The sequence below is a fragment of the uncultured Veillonella sp. genome (assembly GCF_934230905.1).
Lineage (GTDB): Bacteria > Bacillota > Negativicutes > Veillonellales > Veillonellaceae > Veillonella.
The window spans coordinates 48,492-72,918 of record NZ_CAKQFJ010000006.1; the positions used below are offsets into that span (position 1 = coordinate 48,492).

Genomic DNA, 24,427 nt, shown 5'->3' on the forward strand with positions numbered 1-24,427 from the left:
TTCCTATTATCTATTTTTATAATTCTGTCAATCCATCCAATCACAAACCATATCCAAAAGGAAATTAGAGAGTTTCCTTCACGTATATACCTTCGATAAATAAGTTTAAGAAGTTTTCTGCGACGAATAATTGGCCATCCAATAATCAAATTAGTAATAGATGAGACTACAAATCCGCCCCATAAAGCATATAATCCATCCACCGGCAATGCTTTTAGTACACTTGAACCCCAACATAATGTGGATATTATAATACCCAACAATCGAAATCTAACTAATCTTAAAAGATTATACTTTATTTTATATACATTCATTTATTTATCCTATCCGTAATAGGTATTTCTTTTCTATAAAAGTATCTTAAATCTAAATCTTTATTTATCCAAAATTTAGATATCTGACTTCTAATAAGCCAAAAATCTTCCTTACAAATTATACCTTTATCAATCAAGCTTAAATTGCCTTGAATGGCATCCCAAGCAATAATATAGTAATCATGACCAGAAATATTAATTCTTATTGCTATATCAATACTATTTATTTCATCTGAATAAAATGTAGTAAATTCATCATTAACAATACTAATCTGTTCTATGGTTCCATTAATATCATTTGGTACTATTTGATGGTAATCTGTATCTTCATTCATTTTAATACAACGTTTTATTTCAAAATTAGGATATTCATCATACTCTTCAGTTTCTATATAATCATTAACAATCTCAATGTATGAATCCTTAATTTGTAAATATATCACTACATCATTATTTTCATCTAATTTTTTTTGCCTCCTATCTGGAGAAAATCCAAATAATTTTTGAGAAAAAATATTATCTACATGTTGATTCATTATACCTGCAAGTATATCTAAACTCTTTTTATTTATATGATTGATCATAATTTCTACTCTACTTCTTGATGATATTTGACTCTTTAATATCGTTTTTTTAATCAACTTTCCTTATGATTCTGCGTCCTGAACATTTTATTTAACCTATTATTTACTATTCCTTATTCGCTTATGTCACATTTAACCATATAATACAATCAAAATTGTACATTTCTATATCATCATTTTGTACATTCTTTGAGCATCATTTCCATATTCATAAGATACCAACATATATGAATGATCTTATCTCCCAATTTTATTAATATGAAATTACACATAGTATAAGATTGCCATTAAAAATAACAATATAGTAAACAGAGAAAATAGGTAATAAATCCATTTATTATCACTATTTTTAAATATTAGTGAAAACAGGTAATTACTAGCTGAATATCTTTATGCTTTACTCTTAGCAAATATCATATAAAGATGAGCACCAATAATTAGATACGATACATCATCAATATAGTTAGAAACTATTCCCACAACAATAAGAAAAATTGGATAACTCCATGCCGGTAAAGTTGAAATAGATTGGATGCGCCTCATCCCTGCTAAAAAATACCAGGATATACAAAGCATACCTAGTAAACATATCAAAATATAATATATCAAATAAGATCCATAACTGATGTTCTCTATAGTATCAAGTCTACTAAATAAGAAGATATCAAAATAAAGTCCTATTATAGACATAAAACTATACGCAAAAAAATTTCCACCACTCAATCGAATTGAATAGTCAAATCCTTTTATATGAAACTTACATCCTAATATAATACCAAAAAAAGAAAATACTGGTATAATCCACCAAGTATAACTTACTAAAAAATCATGCACCACTATCTTCCTCCTTTTTATATTGCTCATGCCTAATATAGAGTGTAACAAATAGGCTAATAATGAGTACAGGAAAAATAACAAGACTCATTGTTTTTGTATGATGATCTGTTAGAATTAAAATAATTTTTAATAATGAGGATACTATAAGTAGAATTGGGCTCAACACAAATAAGAATTTATTTCGAATTATTTGTCTTCCTAATAATGTTTGTACTGCGACCACACAAAAGAAACCTAGATAAATTAATTTGCTCATTTTCCTCACACATATAATATTAATTAGACTTACAAACAAATTTAGCTTATATTCCTTAAACTATTTATATCCCAACTACTTTTCATAAATATCCTATATATAATAAAAATATTTAAATACGGAACCAATAATAATATGACCCAAAGCCCACTATATAAACTATCGTGTAATCTACGAATACATAATGTCAAAATTGATAAAATAGTATAAAAATATAAGACATAAAATATACCTATTGATATAGGTGTAAGTATTTCTATTCCTGTCTCGTCTTTAATCATAAAAAGTATTGAGATAAAATTTACGATTAAGCTAATAATCATACCAAATGATCCTATACCAAAAAGAGCCTCTACTCTTTTAGCTCTGCCTTTAAGAGAGAATGACTGATGTATATAAATATCCCTCATATACTCTAGTAATCCATTTTTATTCTCTAAAGTTATCTTGTTATTTAAATAACCAACAGATTTTGTTGGTGAAATCAATTGAACACTACTATTTCCATATTGATTATTGCCATGATTACATGGGAGTAGGCATAAAAATATTGTTGGTATAAAAATAACACCTAATTCGATGAGCAAAATTTTCTCAAAAAATGCTATATTTAATCCATTAACTACAAATAGATCATACATATAATATCCATATATACTACAACTTGTTATTAACCATGAATATATCCATTTTCCTGATAATCCAAAATCATGTAATCTACGTCTGCTTAACTCTATAACTAAACATACACCCATTAGTTTAAAGATATAACGTAAATAATACATCTCTATTAATTGGATAGACAAAGTGTTTATAATTGCATTACTAACAAAATAGGTAAAGAATAAACCTATTGATATAAATAGATATGCCTTCTTATTTAGCCTCGTATTATTGAGCAAATCATATATATTTTGTTTTAGAAGTTGAATCTCTTCACGTATCATCTAATTTATCTTACGTTCCTCTCATGCACATAGTAGTTATTCTCCTTCATATTCTCATTAGAAAATCTTAGTACAAAATACACTTAATATATCTTTATAATGCGATCATATTACAAATTATTTAATCGATCGTGTATAGAGATTTCTTTTCTATAAAAATACTTAAAGTCAGGAGATTTACCAATCCAAAAATTACTAATTCTATCACGAAGTTTGTAATAATTTTCGGAAGTTATATTACTACCATCAATCCAACTTATTGTATCAGGAATTGAATCCCACAAAATTAGATAATAAATAGCACCAGAAATATTAAACTTCAAAGCTATATCTACACAAATAATATCATTATCCCACCACGACGAAAATTCATCATTTACAATCTTAATATCATTTATAATTCCAGTTATATTTAACGCATATAATGAAAATTCACTCAACAAATAATTATCATTTAAATTCTCATATTCCTCAAAACCTAAATTAGGATAATCATCTAAATCAGGGCCTAAAATTGACTTATTTATAAATTTAATAATTTGATTCTCAAATTGTAAATATATACAGCCATCCGATATATATTCTATTTCACTTTCATCAAAAGAATTATCTCTAAGTACAAATACATTATTTACATTTTTACCTATACAATTATATATATTCTTTAGATATTCGACATTAATCAAACTCTTCATAAACTAATATCTCCTATATTTACATTCCTCTTTTTAATTCATCTCAACACCTATAATTGATGGCTTAAAAAGAATTAAATATAAAACATATATGTTTATATAAGGAATCCATAATCCCAATATCCATAACGCACTTGCTCCAGAGTCATGTAATCTTCTAATGATCATACATACGTTAGCCAATAGTAACCAATAATAAAAAATATATGCTATATAATCGTGCCACATATGAGATATAAATTGACTTTGAATCATAGAACTTATAATTTGATTTAATAGAGCAATAGTTATAATAAATATAATATTACACCATATAATCTGTGCTCTACTTTGTCTACCTTTGATATTCAACATATCGATAATAAATGTTTTTTTCATCACCTTTAAAATGTGATTTAATCCGATGTATTCAACGATTGATTCATCTGATTTTCTATATTCAATAAGATCATGATATATAATCTTATGATTGCCTACTAAAGCACTATAACTAGCTGAACCATATTTTAAGTCCCTTGGAATATGCTTAAGTAAAATAAACAAAAAAGCAAGTAACATGATTCGTATTGACATCCAAAAATAAAGAGAAAATTCAAATGTAACCGAATTTAAACCTGTACAAAAAACACGATGAATATATATTCCACCAAAGAATATTAAAGCAAAAGCAAAGCAATAACTAACAAGTTTCCCGCCTGTATGTAAATCACTATCATTAAAACGATACTGTATTAGTCTTAACATTCCTATAGAACAAATAAGCAACTGTAAAATTGCTAATATAATATAGTCAGATTCAGTAATCCTTAAATCACTTATTATAAACAAATCAAAACTTTGAAACTCTAATCTAATTATTCCTTCGCTTAAGGCCGCTAATAGATAGCCCATTATATATAATGTATAAAATATTAATAATAATAAAGCCATAGTATATTCAATTTTATTTAAACGAATATTATGCTTAAGCATTATCAAATTTTGCTTTAAAATATAATACTCATCCTGTATATAGCTCATATTCCCTCGCTCTTAAGCTAGTAAAATTGTAATATATTAATCTTATATTTATATCACATTATATAAGAATATTAATAAATTTTAAACCACCTATCAAAGATTACCAGTCATCTTTAATAGGTGGTTCATTAAATTACCCTGAGAAATACGATCTAAGAGTTCAATATGTTATTGTAAATTACGCTTTCACCACAACAGATACGCCATCAGGAATAACTGTAATGCTTGCATCTTTACCTTTTAATTCCAAGGCTTTGTTCAATGCTTCATCAAATGTGCTAGCATGTTGTAAATGCATGTCGGTAAGCATCTTAGGGTCGCATTGATCTGTTACAATGATAACTGTAAATTGATCTAAAATACGAGCCAAGATTTGCATTTCCCATTGGTCTGGAATTGTTTCATTACGAGTCACCTTAGCAATGCGATCTAATAATTCACGAGGTGTTTTGGCATTTTTAAGGTTTTCGTATAGTGATTCCCCACCATGACCATCATTACAAGCGGCAATCATGATGATAACGCCATCTTTTTTACAAGATGCTTCGGCAGCGGTCATACCTTTTACAGCTTGATATACGTTTTGGTCTAATGGATACCCACCATTTGTAGTGATAACGATGTCTGCTGGTACAGCTTTCACACTGGCTAGTTCAGACACAAAAGCACAGCCTGTTTCATGAGCTTGTTCCATATCACCCGCAAAAGCATTGATAATATGTTTTTCCGCATCGATAACAACATTTAAAATAAATGCTAATTTCGCAGTACGACCCGCATATACCATATCCTTATGAATTGGATTGTTCTCGATAATACCTGTACGAGCATATGGGCTATTGATAAATTCAGCACAGTGATTTGCCATTACAGTTACTTCAGAAGCAATGCCTGGCAATACGCTTTTTCTACCTCCAGAGAAACCAGCAAAGAAATGTGGTTCAATAAATCCTTCAGAAATTAATAGCTCAGTTTCCACAGCTAGTTTATTGATAATGCAGTCCCCACCGGATGGCAACACGCCGATTTTAGTCATTTGGCTAGCATCACCAGAGATATGGTTTACAATCTTTTCATTGGCTACAATTTCAGGACCGAATTTATCTACCATTTCTTCATGCGTAGTAGGACGATGGAAACCAGTTGCTAATAAAATGGTAATATCGATGGATGGATTAGCTTCACGAATACGGCGAAGTAAAATTGGCATCGTAATTTTACTAGGTACTGGACGCGTATGGTCACTTGTGATGATGACCATGTTGGATTTACCCTTTACCAATTCTTCCAAGCGTTGGCTACCGATAGGATTATCTAACGCATGTTCTACCAATGCTTCTTGTGAAAGCTCTGCCTTATAAGAATGGGCTTTAGATTCTAATACACCTGCCACATTTTGATCAGGAATATTGATATCTACAAATCCTTTTGCATAGGGTACATTAAATGTTTTCATAGGAATCACTCCTTAACTTAACACTAACAAACTATAAATAACCCGCTACGACAAATCAATCCTCCTTCTTACGCAATTGTCGTTTAAGGTCTAACAAACTCATATCATTTTGCTTAGCAATGGCAGCTAGTGAATCATATTCATATTTATGTCTCTTTACACCAAATCCACTACTTGTTTTGAAAGCAATTCTGTTACCTTCCCAGTCTATGTCTCCTGCAGACCGGTTCAAAATATATCGTTCACAACGATGGTAACGAACACCAAGGCTTGTAGTGTGTTTGAATATTAAATCTCGCAGATTCTCGATATCGTCTACCTTACAAAGAACTGTCAACATCGTACCAGGTCGTTGTTTTTTCATCATAATCGGTGTGGTAAATACATCTAAGGCTGGTGAAAGTAATAACTGTTCTACTGCATAGCCGATTTCTTCTGGTGTCATATCGTCGAGATTACAGGACATTTCAATGATTATATCTTCTAAATCATTGTTTATTTCAAGAAAGGCGCGAATACAATTCGGTCTTTCAAATTGTTTCGTGCCAAAGCCATAAGATACCTTTGTTGGTGTCATAACTGGCATATGGCTAAAAGCTGTACCAAAATATTGGGCTAACGCTGCACCGGTAGGCGTACATAGCTCACCATTAATTTGATAGTCTGCGTACATTGGTATACCGGCTAATAATTCCATCGTTGCTGGTGCTGGTACAGGTAGTTCTCCATGAGCGCAGTGAACAGTGCCAGTTCCTACATGTATAGGTGAGATAATAATCTCATCAAACTTCAATGCCTCTAAGAGTACACAAACGGCCACAATATCTGCAATAGCATCAAGCATGCCCAGCTCGTGGAAATGAATTTGTGTTACTGTTGATTTATGAACCTTGGCCTCCGCTTCAGCTACCAGATTATATACGTTTATAGCATTCTGTTTACACGTATTGGAAATAGATAAGCTATTAATTATATCCGTTACACCTTGTAAGCCTCGGCCCTGCACATGATGTTCGCTATGTACATGGTAATCTGAATGGTCTTCATACGTATCTGTCTCACCATGTTCAGATTCTTCTATACCATTAATAGTTACTGCTACCCGATAGCCTTCCAATCCTTTATCTTCTTTTGGTATTAGTGCATAGGTGACATTAGGTATCCCTATTTGATTAAGCCGTTCTATCCATGTTTCAGGATTATCTACTAAACCGAGTAATGTAGCGGTTAGCATATCGCCGGCAATACCCATTTGGCAATCTAAAAATAGTCGTTTCATTTACTTTCACCTATCTGATTAATCATGTTCGCCGTATAAGCAGCACCAAACCCATTGTCTATATTAACAACGGTAACACCACTGGCACAAGAGTTGAGCATAGATAAAAGCGCCGTAACACCACCAAATGCGGTTCCATAACCAACACTAGTTGGTACGGCGATAACAGGTACATCCACAAGGCCACCAACAACACTTGCTAAAGCCCCTTCCATACCGGCAATGACAACGATAACCTTAGCAGACATAATAGTATCTAAATGTTGTAACAAACGATGAATACCCGCCACACCTACGTCAAAAATTCGATTGACCGTATTACCATAAAATTCAGCTGTAATAGCACATTCTTCAGCCACTTTATAATCACTTGTACCGCCGGTAACAATAGCTATACTTGACTCTGTTTTCTTCGTAGGCATATCACCAGTGTAGCCGATATGAGCATCCTTGATATATGTCAAGGAATGGTGTTCTTGAACCTCTGCAGCCACATCAGGTGCTAAGCGTGTAATCAATATATGACCTTGCCCATTAGACTGCATGGAGGAGATAATACCCACGATTTGTTCACTAGTTTTACCGGCGCCATATATAACCTCCGGAACACCTTGTCGTAATTGACGATGTAAATCAACGTTGGCATACCCTAAATCCTCTATCGGTTTCATTTTTAGCTTTAATAAGGCTGCATCCACATCTACCTGTCCATTTTTTACTTTCTCCAAAAGGGATCTTATAGTATCGCTCATGAACGCACCTCTAAATCTAATACAACATCATCAAACATAGATTTAAAAAATATGAGAATCTCAATCCTATTCTTAATAACAATAGCAATTTGATTCTCTGGGACTTGAATTTTAGCAGTATTTCCTATCAGACGAACACGAAAATCTGATAGACCTAAGGAAAACAAATACCCTTCCGCTCGTTCAATGTGTTCTAAATCATGACCTGTTATACGTTGTCCCGCTTGAAATCTTGTAGCTAAACAAGCATAGGATGGTTTATTCCACGTAAACAAATTGGCTTGATGAGCTAAATCACGAATCATAGATTTTGTTAGATTACATTCTCGTAATGGCGACTTAACAGATAGCTCCGCTATTGCTTTCATACCTGGTCGATCTTCCACATCATCACTCGCATTGGTTCCATCACATAAAACCGTAAAACCATCACGTTTAGCATGTTCACTTATCGTTGTGAATACATGATGTTTACAGTAATAACAACGGTCACTTGGATTGCTCATTACATCATCATGTACAAGCACATTAATATCTATAATTTCTAGAGGAATACCAATAAACTCGGCAATTTTCTTTGCATCTTCTAATTCAAACTGTGGCACAAACTGAGATTTTACAGTATACGCTTTGCAAGGAATACCTGATTTTTTTGCGGCATATGCTAAATAAGATGAGTCTACCCCGCCAGATAAAGCTACTGCAACATTATCAAAGCTATTTATATAATCTATTAATTTCATAATATGCAATCCTTTAATAGGTTTCTATACTCTTTAATTTATAAAAATAAAATAGAGTTACCCTAATAAGAACTCTATTACTACTATTACATTAAATTAAACAATTACTATTATATTTAGTATAAATTGTTTTATAGATATTTTCTAACTCATAAAAAAGATAAATATTTATGTATTAAATTACATTTTTTCTATATAAGAAAACCACTTATCATAAATAGGTTTATCTCCCCTATTAAAAATAAGTGGTTTATAATTCATAAAAATTTATGATAAGCAATCATATAAATAATGTCCAAGTAATTTATTAGAACACTTTATAAACTCATCAAAAATTTTACACTTTGTAATTGTTTTCCTATTTCATGTTCACAATAAGAAAATAGTAATTTTTCTAATTCTTTCCATACAGTTCTAGGAAGTTCAATAGGCGCTGTATCACCCCATTGATAAGCCAACATATTTGGCATCGCTTTGCGTAATGCAATAGATGGATTCATATGCGTATGCAAACGTAATTCGTTCCAAAATAAATCAATTCCATCTCCTGTAGCAAATGCTTCCTGCTGTGGCATTATACCTGCTAACGACAACATCTGCCATCCCAATATGATGGTCCCTAGTCGTACATTTCTTTGCCGTATGGATTTAGAATAGTTGACCACAGCATCGAATACCTTACGATCTACATCATACAACGCAAAAAGTTCTTGTATAAGTTCACTAGCTACAGAGGCATAGGCAATATTATCTAAATTCGTATCAAGTGATTCTACCACATAGGACCCATCAATTTGGGTAACTTTCACAAATTCTCCATCCTGTACAACTGTAATATACATAGCACTGAATGGACGTAGATAGGAAGCATTGCGCAATGTTTGTAGTCGTTTATGTGGTATAGATGCCTTAATAATACCTAACGATGGAGTTATAAAAGTAAATACTGAATAAAGCTTATATTTTTTTCGACTCACTACGATAGCAGGTGTATTAAATCCTCCATTAAGATTATTCATGATTATCTTCCGGTACAGGTTCTAATTCCGGTAAAGGAGTCACTCGCAATCGAGAAATACGATATCCTTGCATCTTAATGACTTCAAAAGTATATCCATAAGCATCTACAGTATCACCTACGATTGGAGTACGTTCTAATAAACCAAAAATATATCCACCAATTGTATCAGAATCAGAATCCTCAATATGAATATTCATCATTTCAGATACTTCATCCACAAGAACCTTACCATCAAACTCAAAGGAACCATCTGCATAGCTCATCGTTGCTGGTAAATGGGATTCATGTTCGTCTTGAATATCCCCGACCAATTCCTCAATGATATCTTCTAATCCTACTAGACCTACCATACCACCATATTCATCGACAACAACAGCTTGATAAATACGACGAGTCCGCATATATTGCAACAAAGTAGAAAGTTTCATAACTTCAGGAACAGTTAAAATATCGCGTTTAATATTACGCAAATCTTTTCTAGCTTGATTCTGACGTTCCATCAAATCCTTAATGTGTACAAGGCCTACAATATGATCTTTATCTTCCACACACAATGGGTATCTTGTATGCGACGTAGACCGAATTACCTTCATGGCTTCATCATATCCATCTTCCACAAAAATACAGTCCACATCTTGGCGTGGCACCATAACCTCTTTTGCCATACGTTCCACAAAATTAAATACATTATCTATCAACTCAGATTCTACTTGATTTAACTGACCTTCTTCATGACTTCGAGAAATCATCATACGTAGTTCCTCTTCAGTGTATACAAGGTCTAATTCAGTTAAGTATTTTGTTTGGTAAAACTTAAGGATACAATTGGATATTTTACTAGCTAACCAAACAAAAGGATATACAATGCGACCAACTCCAACAACAATACGGCTATGCATATTGACATACTTTGTAGGAAATGATAACCCCAATGCTTTTGGTACGATTTCACCAAAAATAAGTACGATAAGGCTAATGATGATTAGCAATAAAAGGTCCAAAATATGATGAACCCATGTACCATGAATATTAAATACATCCATAATACCCGCTACAAAGCTATTAAAAATATATGTACCAGTCCCCGCTAAGGCGAGAATGAAAAAGAGTATAAGAAATTGTGTAGTATTTAAAAAGTACTCAGGATTTTGATAAAGCTTTAATAAAAATTGACGATCTTTCTCTAATAATATCGTCATATCCTCCACATGTTCTTTGCGCAAACGAGCAAAGGAAAATTTTGCAACAACTAAAAAGTTAATTAAGAAAATACATACTATGCCAAATAGAATCGGTAACAGGGCATCTATACTATCCATAATAATCCTTTCTATCGTAATGACACAACAAAATCTATTTTTTATAACCTAATTCTGAAAGCATACCAGATTTGTTACGCCAATCCTTCTTAACCTTAACCCATAAATCAAGATACACTTTTGTGGCTAATAGCTTTTGAATGTCCATGCGCGCTTCCGCACCAATCTTGCGTAGTAACGCACCTTTATTACCAATGATAATCCCCTTTTGAGAATCCCGTTCACAATAGATAGTAGCACGAATATAGGTTGTTCCATCATCACGGGTCTTCATTTCATCCACATCAACAGCAATAGCATGAGGGATTTCATCACGAGTAGACAATAAAATCTTTTCTCGAACGATATCGGAAATAATCAATCGTTCTGGTTGGTCCGTAATCATATCTTCTGGGAAGTATTGAGGACCTTCTGGCAAATATTTACCTAACACATTAAGCAATTCAGATAAATTTTCTTTATTCTTTGCCGAAATAGGGATGACACCAGTAAATGGATACGCATCTTGATAGGACACGATAGCTTCTAATACTTGTTCTTTTTGTAGTGTATCGATTTTATTGACTACGAGGAACACCGGTACTTTCACACGTTTCAATTGTTCAATGATGAAATTGTCCCCAGGGCCACGTTTTTCATTGCCTGCCACAACAAATAGAACAGCCTCTGTCTCTTTTAAGGATTCAATAGCTGCATCGACCATGAATTCACCTAATTTATGTTTTGGCTTATGTACACCGGGTGTATCCATGAATACGATTTGCTTCTCTTCATCAGTGTAAACACAAATAATGCGGTTACGCGTAGTCTGCGCCTTATCAGACACAATAGCAATCTTATCGCCTATTAAGGCATTAATCATCGTAGACTTGCCTACATTTGGTCGCCCTACAACAGCAACAAAACCGGATTTAAAATGTTCTGCTTTATTCATTATATGGTTGATCCTCTCGTACATACCCTAAATTAGAAAGCACAAATTCTTCTTCTGTGCGCATTTCTTTTTTATCTTCATCGGTCATATGGTCATAGCCTAAGATATGCAAACAACTATGTGTTGTCAAATAGGCTAATTCCCGTTCAAAACTATGTCCGTATTCGATGGCTTGTTCATGAGCTCGCTCTAAGGAAAGTATCATATCCCCCAATAGATGATGTTCTTCTTCACTACCTTCATAATCGTCCCCTTCATTAAGGGCAAAAGACAATACATCTGTGGGCCGATCAATGCCACGATACTCTTTATTGAGTTCATGAATTTTCTTATTATCACATAACAGAATGCTTAGTTCATCATCTTCGAGTCCATATACACGGCTCACTTCATCGCAAACCTTTCGTATAACCTCTTCAATCTTAGCATCTCGGGCTATACCATCATCATAACTAATTTGTATATGCATAATTCTTATTCTTCCTTTGAAAGCTTTTGATGGTACGCATCATAGGCTTTAACAATACGACCTACCAAATCATGACGCACCACATCTTGATCCGTAAAGTAAACCATATGAATGCCCGGCACTCGTTTTAATACCTTTTCTGCTTCATATAAACCAGAAGTTACACGAGGCGGCAAGTCAATTTGTGTTTTATCACCATTGACGACCATTTTAGAGTTATTACCTAAACGTGTTAAAAACATCTTCATTTGTTCTGCCGTCGTATTCTGTGCTTCATCCAAGATAACAAATGCATTCTCCAGTGTACGACCACGCATATACGCTAGTGGTGCTACCTCGATTGTGCCCCGCTCCATAAATCGTTGAACTTGTTCAATACCAAACATTTCGTGCAACGCATCATACAAGGGACGTAAATATGGGTCTACTTTATCTTGCAATTCTCCAGGTAAGAATCCGAGCCGTTCACCAGCCTCTACGGCAGGTCGCGTCAAAATAATCTTATCTACATTACGATTCTTTAAGTAAAATGCTGCCAATGCAACAGACAAAAAGGTTTTACCTGTACCAGCAGGACCGATGCCAAAAGTAATCGTATTCTTTCGAATACTATCTACATATTGCTTTTGACCTTCCGTCTTTGGCGTAATACTTTTACCACGCATTGTTACTGATAATGTATCTTCAAACATAGTATGAAGAGCATCACCCTTGCCATTCATGACCATCTTAGCCGCAATGCGGACCTGAGATTCTGTGATTGTGCTACCTTCTTTATATAAAAATACTAATTCCTCTAGGGTACGGTATAGAGCATCTACATACATATCATCACCCTTTATAACAACCGTATCTCCACGCGATACGATATCTACAGGGATGACCTCATTCATCATTTGTAAATATCTATTATGTTGACCTAGTATAGATTGTGCTAAGTCATAGGTAGGAAAGGTAAATACCCGTTCGCTCATGCTTGTCCCCCATCTATAAATTTACGTACTGCTTTACCATTTAAATAATCACATAAATCGCCTTGATGTGCATCTAGTTCATCCATCATATCATCAATTAAATCCTGTACACGCCACCAGCCCATAGACCAATTGGTGAATAATGTATTATCCTCTGGAGCACGACCCACTAATCGTTGCAATACGATATCTGGATGGAGATGGCGTAAAAACTGAACAACACGCTCTGCATACTCCTCGGCACTAATCAAGGTAATTTGACCTTCTTCATACCATTTAGCCATCAATGTATGTTTCACAATATACAAAGCATGTAACTTTACTTGATCAACCCCAAGAGACGATAAAATCTTGGCCCCTTCAATGGTATCCTCCATCGTATCCCATGGCAAATTGACAATCATATGTGTGGTCACATTAAATTCATAGCGCTTAATGCGGAGCACCGCATCGATAAACTGCGCTAAATCATGGCCCCGATTGATTTTCTCAAGTGTATGATAATTAACAGTTTGCAATCCTAACTCAATATAAATATCCTTATGAAACCGCTGTTGTATGTCCTGTAATACATCTAAATACTCATTAGAAATACAATCAGGTCTCGTAGCGATTGCAATCCCTACGGCTTCATCAATACAACCTTGTTCCATATAGGATTTAAAATCCTCTAATGGTAAATAGGTATTACTAAAATTTTGATAATAAGGAATAAATTTCTTCGCCTTATATTTAGGGCCAATATGTGCAATATTTTCCTTTAATTGCATGCGCACCGTCATCCATGCAGGTCTATTTTCATAACCTGCGCCGATTTCTCCACAGAATGTACAGCCCCCAACACCAGCTGACCCATCTCGATTAGGACAGGTTAACGGTAATGCAACAGGTAATTTATATACCTTTTCACCATATGTTTCTTTATAAAATTTTGACACCATCCGGTACCGTTTCGGTCTCGTTGTATCTGACATAACACTCCTCTATATCATTGTATGTTTTCAGGGCGAATAAATGGGGCTACCTCTTGATTCACATCTATGATCACTGTGAAAGTCCCTTCTGGAATATGTTGAATTCCTAAATAAGATGCTGTTTCACGGCTCATGGTCATTTCCACATATTGCTGGCGAATTTTACGCCATTCTTTAAAAGTATAATTGGGAATAAATGTAGACGCAATCTCTTCATTGCGCCAAAACGCTTCGCCTACTTGTAGCAATTCCTTTGTTTGTTTAGGCAATCCTACTACTTCGCTACGCACCTTACCACGATAACTTACCAATGTATCATATTGCAATAACTCTGCAGCTATCGTATCACCTTTTGCAAGGAAGAAACGATATAAGAATTCAATTTGGTCTATATCCTTAAGATTAACCTTGTGATTACCTTCCTTGAGCCATGCACGTGTCATGTCACAAAAATAGGTAAATGCATCTGTTTCACCGTGAATCAATTGTTGTCCGATATAACCAAAGGTCGTTCTAAAGCGCTCACTATTATAAAAACGCTCAAATACATCTTCAAAATATTTCAAGAAACGTACTTCATCATAAGGTAATACATGCGTACTCAAAACCTCATATGGTGCCAACGGATCTGCTACGTACTTGTATTCACTCATTCGTCGTACACCAGATCCTTTTAGTAATTTTAAGAATCCTATTTGTAATGCATGAGGTTGTAAGCTAAATAGATCGTTAAAAGATTGTCCAAATCGATTAAAATCCTCGTGAGGCAATCCTACAATAAGATCCATGTGAACATGCGTACGTCCTGCTTGAATAATAGGACGTATAGATTTTTGGATGTATGGCCAATCATTATAGCGATTAATAGCATCCAATGTTTTCTTGTGTGTGCTTTGTACACCTACCTCGATTTGAATGCGTCCAGGTGGCGTTTCACAAAGAATGTTGGTTTCCCACTCTGTCATAAGCTCCGGTTCCATTTCTAAGTGGAAATTCATATCTGTATCGCTATCTCTCATGAACTCCATAAGTGGTCTATGATGATGCGGTGCACAGTTAAAGGTGCGGTCTACAAATTTTACTTGCTTCACACCATGATCAATAAACCATTGCAATTCTTCTAATGTCCGCTCTTGAGGAAAGAATCGTACAGTATTCTTATTACCCGACAAACAGTACTGACAAGAAAAAGGACAACCACGAGAGGATTCATAATAAATAATCTTATGCTCTAAATCGTCCATATCTTCCTCTGTATATGGGAATGGTATGGTAGATAAATCACGAACCTCTACGGCCTCTGCCGAGCCTAAAATACTACCATTCCTACGTCCCCTCACACCGGGAATCACAGGGTCTAACCCATCATTACCAAGTTGTAATGCCGTTACAAGGGCATGGAATGCTTCCTCGCCCTCACCTTGTACAATATAATCGATATTCGGACATCGTTCTAATAGTTCATCAGCTGTGAAAGAAACCTCTGGTCCGCCCAATACTATTTTAATATCTGGTCGTACGGCTTTCACCATGTCCACCACATGCAAGGTCATTTCAATATTCCAAATGTAGCAGGCAAAACCTAGAACATCGATATCATGCTCTGTAATGTCGCTGAGAATATGCAAAACAGGCATATTAATAGTATATTCCACTATATCGTATGCCTGTCCATGGGCTTCACCATAAGCCTTGAGATATCTCAAGGCAAGTGAAGAATGTATAAATTTTGAGTTTAATGTTGATAGAACTACGTTCATAGTACCCCTTTAGCATCATCGAATGGACTTGCCACCGTCTTGTCATAATAGATATATTATACCATTAAAACAAGCCTAAGATAAAGGAGATAATAGCCCCTACTAGGACTACTACACCAACGATTGACAAGATGATGCCCCCGAAAAATACGATAGCTGCTAAGATTGCAGCTAATACAATAATCATAATGATACGGCTTAGCCAACTAGAACCGCCAAAATGATATACTTTCACGCGAGGACCATAATCTTGAAATTGATCATACTGTGTACGTTCATTTTGTTCGTAAGAGGGCGTCGTTTCTACATGTACGGACTCGCCCGATTCATCGATAGTAACACCATCAAAATCACGGCGCTCTGTATCGCTTAGGACACGCGTCTTAGTTTCTTGTTCTTTATTTTCATTCATTGTATATTGGTTATTCATGATATATTCCTTATCACAAAACTATTAATCAATTTTATACAATTTATTATACCATAATAGTCATGAAAACAAAATATCCCCTATGATAAATATACCATAGAGGACAATTCGTTTATGCAATATTAAGATGAACTAAGTCAAGACAGTCTTAGTCGTTTAAGAATTTTTGTAATAATTGGTTAACCATACCAGGGTTAGCACGGCCTTTAGATTCTTTCATAACTTGACCTACCAAGAAACCGATAGCTTTGCCATTACCGCCCTTAAAGTCAGCCACTGGTTGTGGGTTATTAGCGATAACTTGTTTTACGATTTCTTCAATAGCGCCAGTATCTGTAATTTGAACAAGACCTTCTTCTTTTACGATAGCATCAGCATCCTTGCCGGATTCCCACATGGATACGATAACTTTTTTTGCAATTTTACCAGAAATGGTTCCTTTTTCGATAAGAGCAATCATACCGGCCAAGTTTTCAGGGCTTACCTTAGATTCACCAAATGTTAAACCGCTCTCATTGATCATCTTAGACAAGTCACCAAGCATCCAGTTAGCCACAGTCTTAGGATCTGCGCCAGCTTTCACAGCTGCATCTAAATAATCAGCCGTCTTACGAGCCATGGTGAGAATGGTTGCATCTTCACGAGACAAGCCATATTCGGATACAAAGCGCGCAATTTTAGCGTCTTGTAACTCAGGCAAAGAACGACGTACTTCTTCGATTTTTTCGTCCGTAATTACGATTGGTACCAAGTCTGGTTCTGGGAAGTAACGGTAATCATTTTCTTCGTCCTTTTTACGCATACCAAGAGTAATACCTTGTGCATCGTCCCACGTACGTGTTTCTTGGTCTACTTTGCCGCCTGCTTCGATAAGCTTAGCTTGACGCAATGCTTCGTACTCAACAACCTTTTGAATAGCTGTTAAGGAGTTAACGTTTTTAGTTTCTGTACGTGTACCAAATTCTTTGGAGCCACGAAGGCGTACGGATACGTTACAGTCACCACGCAAGGAACCTTCTTCCATACGACCGTCAGATACTTCTAAGTATTGCAAAATAGAACGCAATTTTTCAACGTATGCTCTCGCTTCTGAACCAGAGCGAATATCTGGTTCAGATACGATTTCAAGAAGCGGTACGCCTGTACGGTTATAGTCAACATTAGAAGAATTGGAGTCGGAAATCGTATTACCGCTATGAACCAATTTACCAGCATCTTCTTCCATGTGAATACGTGTAATACCGATGCGTTTAGTTTCACCATTTACTTCAATGTCTAAGTGACCATTCAAGCAAATTGGCAAATCGTATTGAGATGTTTGATAGTTTTTAGGCAAATCAGGATAGTAATAGTTTTTACGGTCAAATTTGTTGAATTTAAGAATTTCACAATTCAACGCTAAACCTACTTTGATAGCAAATTCTACTACTTGTTTATTCAACACAGGCATAGCACCAGGTAAGCCGAGACATACTGGGCATACATGTGTATTTTGATCACCGCCGAATTCAGTGGTACAACCACAGAAGATTTTAGACTTAGTCTTAAGCTCTGTATGAACCTCTAAACCAACGACTGTTTCGTATTTACTACTCATAGAGAAACCTCCCCAGTTGGTGCTACTAATTGACAATCTGGACGTGCTTGTTCAAAGGTGAAAGCTGCACGTAACAATGTTTCTTCGCCCATTGCAGGACCCAATAATTGCAAGCCAATTGGCAAATTATCACTGCTCATCCCCGCAGGAATGCTAATACCAGGAATACCTGCTAAGTTAGCTGGAACTGTACAAATATCTTCTAAGTACATAGCCAATGGATCATTGATTTTTTCACCAAACTTATACGCTGTATTAGGGGCTGTTGGAGCCAATAACAAATCAACCTTGGAGAAGGCTGCATCAAATTCATTTTTGATAACTCGACGTACTTTAAGAGCTTTCAAATAATACGCATCATAATAACCTGCACTCAATACATAAGTACCGAGCAAGATACGACGTTGTACTTCTGGGCCAAAGCCTTCTGTACGAGTTTTAGTAGACATTTCTACCAAATTATCTGCAGGCACACGCAAACCATAGCTTACTCCATCATAACGAGCCAAGTTAGAACTTGCTTCTGCCAATGCGATAATATAGTACGCAGACAAAGCATATTTTGTGCTAGGCAAGGAAACCTCAACGATTTCAGCCCCTAATTTTTTATATGTTTCAATTGCTTCATCGATAGCCTTGCGCACTTCTACATTAAGACCATCGCCAAAGAATTCTTTTGGTACACCAATTTTTAAATTCTTAACATCGTTTACAAGTGCTTTTGTATAATCTACACGTTGCCCCGGAATAGATGTAGAGTCTTTAGGATCATGACCAGCAATGGCATTTAAAACCAACGCTGCATCAGTTACGTCCCGTGTAACAGGTCCAATTTGATCCAAAGAGGATGCAAAGGCAATCAAACCATAACGAGATACATTACCATAGGTTGGTTTCATACCTACCACACCACAGAAAGATGCTGGTTGACGGATAGAACCACCTGTATCGGAGCCTAATGCCCAAATAGCAGAGCCGCTAGATACGGCAGCTGCACTACCACCAGAGGAACCACCTGGTACACACTCCAAATTCCATGGATTAGCCGTTTTAGCTAATGCGGAATTTTCTGTAGAACCGCCCATGGCGAATTCATCCATGTTAAGCTTACCTAAGCTAACTAAGTGATTAGCATGTAATCTCTCAATAACAGATGCGTTATATGGAGGAATGAAATGTTCCAACATTTTGGATGCACATGTAGCAGGTTGATCTTTAATACAAATATTATCCTTAATAGCGCCAGGAATACCTGCTAATGGGGAAATAGCTTCACCCTTTGCAATAGCTTCATCAACAGCTTTAGCAGACTCTAATGCTAATTCGTGGGAATCAGATAAATACGTATGTACCTCTGGTTCCACTTTTGCTTTGTGACTAATTACTGCATTTGTTAATTCTATAGCACTGATTTCTTTGTTCACTAATTTAGTGTGTAATTCATGAATTGTTGCCACAGTGAAACCTCCTATTCTTGTACAACGCGCGGTACTTTAAAGTACCCATCTTCTTCTTCAGGTGCATTAGACAATGCTAAGTCGTGATCTAAAGAAGGTTTAGTTTCATCTTCTCTAAATACATTATGCAAAGGAACAGCATGAGCCATTACTTCTACATCATCTAATTCTAATTCATTTAATTCTGCTACATACGTTAAGATATCGGACAATTCCTTCTCAACGCTAGCCATTTTATCTTCTTTTACTTCTAATCGGGACAGTAAAGCGATTTTTTTTATTTCCTCTTGGCTGATTTTCATCGGTCCACATCCTTTCATATCTTTTAATTATAAAGCATATGACATATATTTTCAAAATAAAGGATTAGTTTTCACCTAAATCTTTAAGTAATGCTATAAATTCTTCTTCGTTGATAACGCGAATACCGAGCTCGTTTGCCTTTGTCAATTTACTACCGCTATCTTCACCGGCAACGACTAGGGTTGTCTTTTTAGACACAGAGCCTGTTACTTTCGCACCATGTTTTTCTAATAATTTACCAGCTTCGTTACGCCCCATAACATCCAGTTTACCAGTAAGAACGACAATTTCTCCGTCCATTTCATTACCAGCAGCTTCTTGCACATCTACGTCCATTTTTAAACCAGCTGTAATTAAGCCATTGATAATTTCAATATGTTGCGGATCCTCACGATACTCAATGATGCTATCCGCCATTGTTGGTCCAATTTCTTCAACAGCCACTAATTCTTCCTTGGTAATTGTTAGGAATCTATCCATAGATTTAACAACATTAGCAATTGTGCTAGCCGCTTTAGATCCAATCAATCGAATGCCAAGGCCAAATAGCACCCGATCTAATCCACGCGATTTAGAATCTGAAATAGCTTTTACAAGATTATCTGCCGATTTTTTCCCCATCCGATCCATTGACATAATCGTTTCTGTAGTCAAATGATATAAATCAACTACATTGGTAATCAATTTTTCATTAATCAAATTTTCTACAATACTTGGACCAAGGCCATCGATATTCATCGCATCGCGAGATGCAAAGTGAATAATTTGTTCCTTTTCAATAGCAGGACAATGTTTATTGGTACAGCGAATAGCCGCTTCACCTTCGCGGCGTACTGCTGGACTTTCACAAACAGGACAATGATTAGGAATTGTGAAAGGTACTTCACTACCGGTACGTTTCTCTGGCAATACGCGAATAACCTCTGGAATAATTTCAGCCGCCTTATGAATGAGAACATGATCACCAATGCGAATATCCTTTTCAGTGATGAAATCTTGATTATGTAATGTAACACGGCTCACATTAGTACCAGATACAAATACTGGCTCTAGTTCACCAGTTGGTGTCAATACGCCGGTACGGCCTACATTGATGGTAATATCTTTGATAATCGTTTCCACCTCTTCTGGAGGATATTTATAGGCGGTAGCCCACTTAGGATCTTTAGCCGTCGAGCCTAATACTTCTTGGTCATCAAAGTCATTAACCTTAATAACCATACCATCTGTATCATATGGCAATTCATGGCGTTTTTCGCCCCAATAATTAATGGCCTCAATTACTTCGTCTACTGTCTTACATACGCGATAATGTGGGTTCACAGAGAAATGAAAATTCTCTAATGTATGTAACAATTCCTCTTGTGTATGGATATTAGCTCCGCTTTCAGAACCAATAGCATAAGCAAAGAATGCAAGATTTCGACTTGCTGTAATAGCAGGGTCCTGTTGTCGCAAGGAACCTGCCGCTGCATTGCGAGGATTAACAAAGGTAGGTAACCCTTCTTCATCGCGTTCCTCATTGATACGCTTAAATTCGCTATGTGGCATGTACGCTTCACCGCGAATTTCAATAAACTCAGGCGCATTTTCTAAATATAAAGGAATGGATTTGATGGTACGTACATTGGCTGTTACATCTTCCCCCACCTTACCATCACCGCGTGTGACGGCACGAACAAAGCTACCATTCTCATAGTGTAAATTAACAGCTAATCCATCAATTTTCAACTCCACCACATAAGCCTTTGTCTGATGTCCCAATTCCTTCGTTACCCGTTGGTCAAAGGCACGCACTTCATCCGGACTAAACACATTGGATAAGCTGAGCATAGGTCTACCATGGACTACTTTTTCAAAGGGACCATCCGCCTTGATGCCAACCCGCTGTGTCGGAGACGATGGCACAATATATTCAGGATGTGCCGTTTCTAAATCCACAAGTTCACGATATTTGTGATCATACTCAAAATCACTCATAGTTGGTGCATCTTTTACATAGTATAAATACTGCGCATGAGTCAATTCTTTTTGTAATTGTTCTATTCTATCTTTAGGATTCATAATTATCCTCTATATCATACAATGATTTAACCTTTTTTTACCGGTGCAAACTTAGCCATAACTACCCGAACACCTTGTGTAGGGAATTCAATGGTCAGCTTCATGCCAGCCCCCTCACCAGAAACATTGACGACCTTACCATTTCCCCATTTACTGTGAATAGCAGTATCCCCAACCTTCCAATCAGCAATAACTTCATTGCGAATAATCGGTTTTGTTACTGGACGACTAGCTACAGACATATGTCTTGGTACTGTTGGTTTGATATCATCAGGAATTTTACGTTTTGCACGTAAACTATCAACTAATTCAGCAGGAATTTCATCGATAAAGCGCGATGGTAAATAACTGCTAGTACGACCAAATACGGTACGAGTTGTAGCATTAGAAATGTATAATTCCTTCTCAGCACGCGTAATCCCTACATACGCAAGGCGTCGTTCTTCTTCGATTTCCTCTGGATTCATCAAGGTACGACTATGTGGGAATAACCCCTCTTCTAAGCCACCAAGAAATACAATAGGGAATTCAAGACCTTTCGCCGCATGCAATGTCATCAAGGTAACCTTAGATTCTTCTTGTTCAAAAGAATCTACATCGTTTACTAAGGCCACTTGTTCTAAGAAATCCTCAACAGTACCTGTAGGATTCGTATCCTGGAAATCCTTAGCTACAGATAACAATTCACCAATATTTTCTGCCCGCGCTTGATCCTGTGGATCTGTACTTTCCTCTAGTTGAGCCAAGTATCCAGTTCGATCAAGAATAGCTTCTAAAATATCAAGGACGGATTTATCATCCATTTCTGCAACAAGCGTAAAAATTAAAACACCAAACTCTTCAAGTTTTTCCTTTGTTTTACCCTTAATAGTATCAACCAAATGCAATTGTGTTAAGGTCATAAATAAAGATGTAACATTTTCACGAGCATAGTCTTGTAATTTAGATACCGTAGTAGCACCGATACTACGCTTTGGTACATTGATAATACGCAACAAACTTAAATCATCGAATGGATTATATAATACGCGCAAATAGGCGAGCACGTCTTTAATTTCTTTTCTATCATAGAACTTCGTACCACCTACCATAGTGTACGGTAAGGCGCGTTTAATCAATGCTTCTTCTAGTACACGGGATTGTGCATTAGTACGATACAAGATTGCCATATCACCATACGGTACGCCATGAATATCGTGTTTTTTTACAATTGTATCGCCTATGAAAGCAGCCTCTTCATGTTCTGATTGGGCCGTAAAGTGCTGAATTTTAGCGCCTTCTACCTTATCAGTCCAAAGATTCTTTTCTGGACGTCCTTCATTATTATCGATAACCGCATTGGCTGCATCCAAGATAATCTTGGTAGAACGATAATTCTGCTCTAATTTAATAGATGTACAATTTGGATAATCCTTTTCGAAATCGAGGATATTTTGAATATCTGCACCACGCCATGCATAAATACTTTGATCAGCATCACCTACGACGGCGATATTCTTCCAATGAGATGATAATAAATAAGCCAATAAATATTGAGCGTGGTTCGTATCTTGATACTCGTCAATCATAACATATCTAAAACGTTTGCTGTATTTTTCCAACACGGCAGCGTTAGACTGTAATAATTTAACCGCTACGAGTAAAAGATCATCGAAGTCTAAAGCATTATTTTTACGCAACTCTCGTTCGTAGTACTCATATACATCAGCTACCTTTTGTTGGTAAAAATCTCGTGCTTGTTTTCTATAATCAGAAGCAAACATTAACTTATTTTTTGCATCAGATATAGCACTGATCATAGCACCTACAGGATAGTATTTATCGTCTAGATTAAGAGCCTTCAAGGCTGCTTTTATAACAACTTGAGAGTCAGATGTATCATAAATTGTAAAATTACTGTTATAACCCAAAAAATTATCTAATTCAAAGCGTAAAAATTTAGCACAAAAGCTGTGGAACGTACTTAGCCAAATTCGATTAGCTACATCACCAACAAGTCCTTCAACACGGCTTTTCATTTCCTTAGCCGCCTTATTGGTAAATGTGATGGCTAAGATTTCATAAGGATTTACACCTTGAGCCAATAAATATGCTATACGTACAGTTAATACCTTTGTTTTCCCTGATCCTGCACCTGCTAAAATCAATAGGGGGCCTTCGGTATGTTGTACGGCTTGTTGTTGCTCCCGATTCAAGCCATCTAACAATGATTGCATGGTATCTCCTTATCTATAACATAAAA

The 24,427-nt window shown here is 35.8% G+C and carries 22 protein-coding genes; all 22 read right to left on the reverse strand.

Features of this window, described 5'->3' with window-relative positions; translation table 11 throughout:
- Positions 1-310 precede the first annotated feature (310 nt).
- The 22 genes from Q0E20_RS02580 to pcrA all read right to left on the reverse strand — a co-directional run bounded on the left by Q0E20_RS02580 (position 311) and on the right by pcrA (position 24,401).
- The gene (locus tag Q0E20_RS02580) at positions 311-850 is read right to left on the reverse strand and encodes a hypothetical protein (protein WP_295995846.1); all 540 of its coding nucleotides are present in this window, start codon (positions 848-850) and stop codon (positions 311-313) included.
- Between the two features lie 438 nt (positions 851-1,288).
- Positions 1,289-1,732, reverse strand: a complete 444-nt coding sequence (locus tag Q0E20_RS02585; RefSeq protein ID WP_295995849.1) for a hypothetical protein — start codon at positions 1,730-1,732, stop codon at positions 1,289-1,291.
- Positions 1,733-2,032: 300 nt separating this feature from the next.
- Positions 2,033-2,938 (reverse strand): DUF805 domain-containing protein, encoded by a 906-nt coding sequence (locus Q0E20_RS02590; RefSeq protein WP_295995851.1) that lies wholly within the window; start codon positions 2,936-2,938, stop codon positions 2,033-2,035.
- A 110-nt stretch (positions 2,939-3,048) separates the two neighbouring features.
- Positions 3,049-3,633: a hypothetical protein gene (locus tag Q0E20_RS02595; protein ID WP_295995853.1), complete on the reverse strand. Its 585-nt coding sequence runs from the start codon at positions 3,631-3,633 to the stop codon at positions 3,049-3,051.
- A gap of 33 nt (positions 3,634-3,666) precedes the next feature.
- Entirely contained in the window at positions 3,667-4,653 is a 987-nt protein-coding gene (locus tag Q0E20_RS02600) for a DUF805 domain-containing protein (protein ID WP_295995855.1), read from the reverse strand.
- Between the two features lie 178 nt (positions 4,654-4,831).
- Positions 4,832-6,109, reverse strand: a complete 1,278-nt coding sequence (larA, locus tag Q0E20_RS02605; RefSeq protein WP_295995858.1) for a nickel-dependent lactate racemase — start codon at positions 6,107-6,109, stop codon at positions 4,832-4,834.
- Between the two features lie 55 nt (positions 6,110-6,164).
- Complete coding sequence (larC, locus tag Q0E20_RS02610; protein WP_295995861.1) at positions 6,165-7,388, reverse strand: nickel pincer cofactor biosynthesis protein LarC; 1,224 nt, start codon at positions 7,386-7,388, stop codon at positions 6,165-6,167.
- A complete protein-coding gene (larB, locus tag Q0E20_RS02615; protein ID WP_296033177.1) occupies positions 7,385-8,140 on the reverse strand; it encodes a nickel pincer cofactor biosynthesis protein LarB in 756 nt (251 codons plus the stop codon). Before larB ends, larC begins: the two co-directional genes overlap by 4 nt.
- Entirely contained in the window at positions 8,137-8,883 is a 747-nt protein-coding gene (gene larE / locus Q0E20_RS02620; RefSeq protein WP_295995867.1) for an ATP-dependent sacrificial sulfur transferase LarE, read from the reverse strand. The genes larB and larE overlap by 4 nt, the downstream gene beginning before the upstream one ends.
- Positions 8,884-9,200: 317 nt before the next feature.
- Positions 9,201-9,902 carry a DNA repair protein RecO gene (locus Q0E20_RS02625; protein ID WP_295995870.1) on the reverse strand — a complete coding sequence of 234 codons (702 nt, stop codon included), beginning with the start codon at positions 9,900-9,902 and terminating at the stop codon, positions 9,201-9,203.
- On the reverse strand, positions 9,895-11,223 hold the full coding sequence (locus Q0E20_RS02630; RefSeq protein ID WP_295995873.1) for a hemolysin family protein: 1,329 nt from the start codon (positions 11,221-11,223) through the stop codon (positions 9,895-9,897). The genes Q0E20_RS02625 and Q0E20_RS02630 overlap by 8 nt, the downstream gene beginning before the upstream one ends.
- 34 nt (positions 11,224-11,257) lie before the next feature.
- Positions 11,258-12,157: a GTPase Era gene (era, locus tag Q0E20_RS02635; protein ID WP_295995876.1), complete on the reverse strand. Its 900-nt coding sequence runs from the start codon at positions 12,155-12,157 to the stop codon at positions 11,258-11,260.
- Complete coding sequence (ybeY, locus tag Q0E20_RS02640) at positions 12,150-12,626, reverse strand: rRNA maturation RNase YbeY (protein WP_295995879.1); 477 nt, start codon at positions 12,624-12,626, stop codon at positions 12,150-12,152. Before ybeY ends, era begins: the two co-directional genes overlap by 8 nt.
- Positions 12,627-12,631: 5 nt before the next feature.
- A complete protein-coding gene (locus tag Q0E20_RS02645; RefSeq protein WP_295995881.1) occupies positions 12,632-13,600 on the reverse strand; it encodes a PhoH family protein in 969 nt (322 codons plus the stop codon).
- Positions 13,597-14,574, reverse strand: a complete 978-nt coding sequence (locus Q0E20_RS02650; RefSeq protein WP_295995884.1) for a TIGR01212 family radical SAM protein — start codon at positions 14,572-14,574, stop codon at positions 13,597-13,599. The genes Q0E20_RS02645 and Q0E20_RS02650 overlap by 4 nt, the downstream gene beginning before the upstream one ends.
- Positions 14,575-14,588: 14 nt before the next feature.
- Entirely contained in the window at positions 14,589-16,334 is a 1,746-nt protein-coding gene (locus Q0E20_RS02655; RefSeq protein ID WP_295995887.1) for a B12-binding domain-containing radical SAM protein, read from the reverse strand.
- Positions 16,335-16,398: 64 nt separating this feature from the next.
- Positions 16,399-16,764 carry a DUF4229 domain-containing protein gene (locus Q0E20_RS02660; protein WP_295995890.1) on the reverse strand — a complete coding sequence of 122 codons (366 nt, stop codon included), beginning with the start codon at positions 16,762-16,764 and terminating at the stop codon, positions 16,399-16,401.
- A 148-nt stretch (positions 16,765-16,912) separates the two neighbouring features.
- A complete protein-coding gene (gene gatB, locus Q0E20_RS02665; protein WP_295995892.1) occupies positions 16,913-18,361 on the reverse strand; it encodes an Asp-tRNA(Asn)/Glu-tRNA(Gln) amidotransferase subunit GatB in 1,449 nt (482 codons plus the stop codon).
- A complete protein-coding gene (gene gatA, locus Q0E20_RS02670; RefSeq protein WP_295995895.1) occupies positions 18,358-19,818 on the reverse strand; it encodes an Asp-tRNA(Asn)/Glu-tRNA(Gln) amidotransferase subunit GatA in 1,461 nt (486 codons plus the stop codon). Before gatA ends, gatB begins: the two co-directional genes overlap by 4 nt.
- Positions 19,819-19,829: 11 nt before the next feature.
- The gene (gene gatC, locus Q0E20_RS02675) at positions 19,830-20,120 is read right to left on the reverse strand and encodes an Asp-tRNA(Asn)/Glu-tRNA(Gln) amidotransferase subunit GatC (protein ID WP_005379966.1); all 291 of its coding nucleotides are present in this window, start codon (positions 20,118-20,120) and stop codon (positions 19,830-19,832) included.
- Between the two features lie 64 nt (positions 20,121-20,184).
- Positions 20,185-22,185 carry an NAD-dependent DNA ligase LigA gene (ligA, locus tag Q0E20_RS02680; RefSeq protein WP_295995898.1) on the reverse strand — a complete coding sequence of 667 codons (2,001 nt, stop codon included), beginning with the start codon at positions 22,183-22,185 and terminating at the stop codon, positions 20,185-20,187.
- A gap of 26 nt (positions 22,186-22,211) precedes the next feature.
- Positions 22,212-24,401, reverse strand: coding sequence for a DNA helicase PcrA (gene pcrA, locus Q0E20_RS02685; RefSeq protein WP_295995901.1), 2,190 nt, complete (start codon positions 24,399-24,401; stop codon positions 22,212-22,214).
- Positions 24,402-24,427 lie beyond the last annotated feature (26 nt).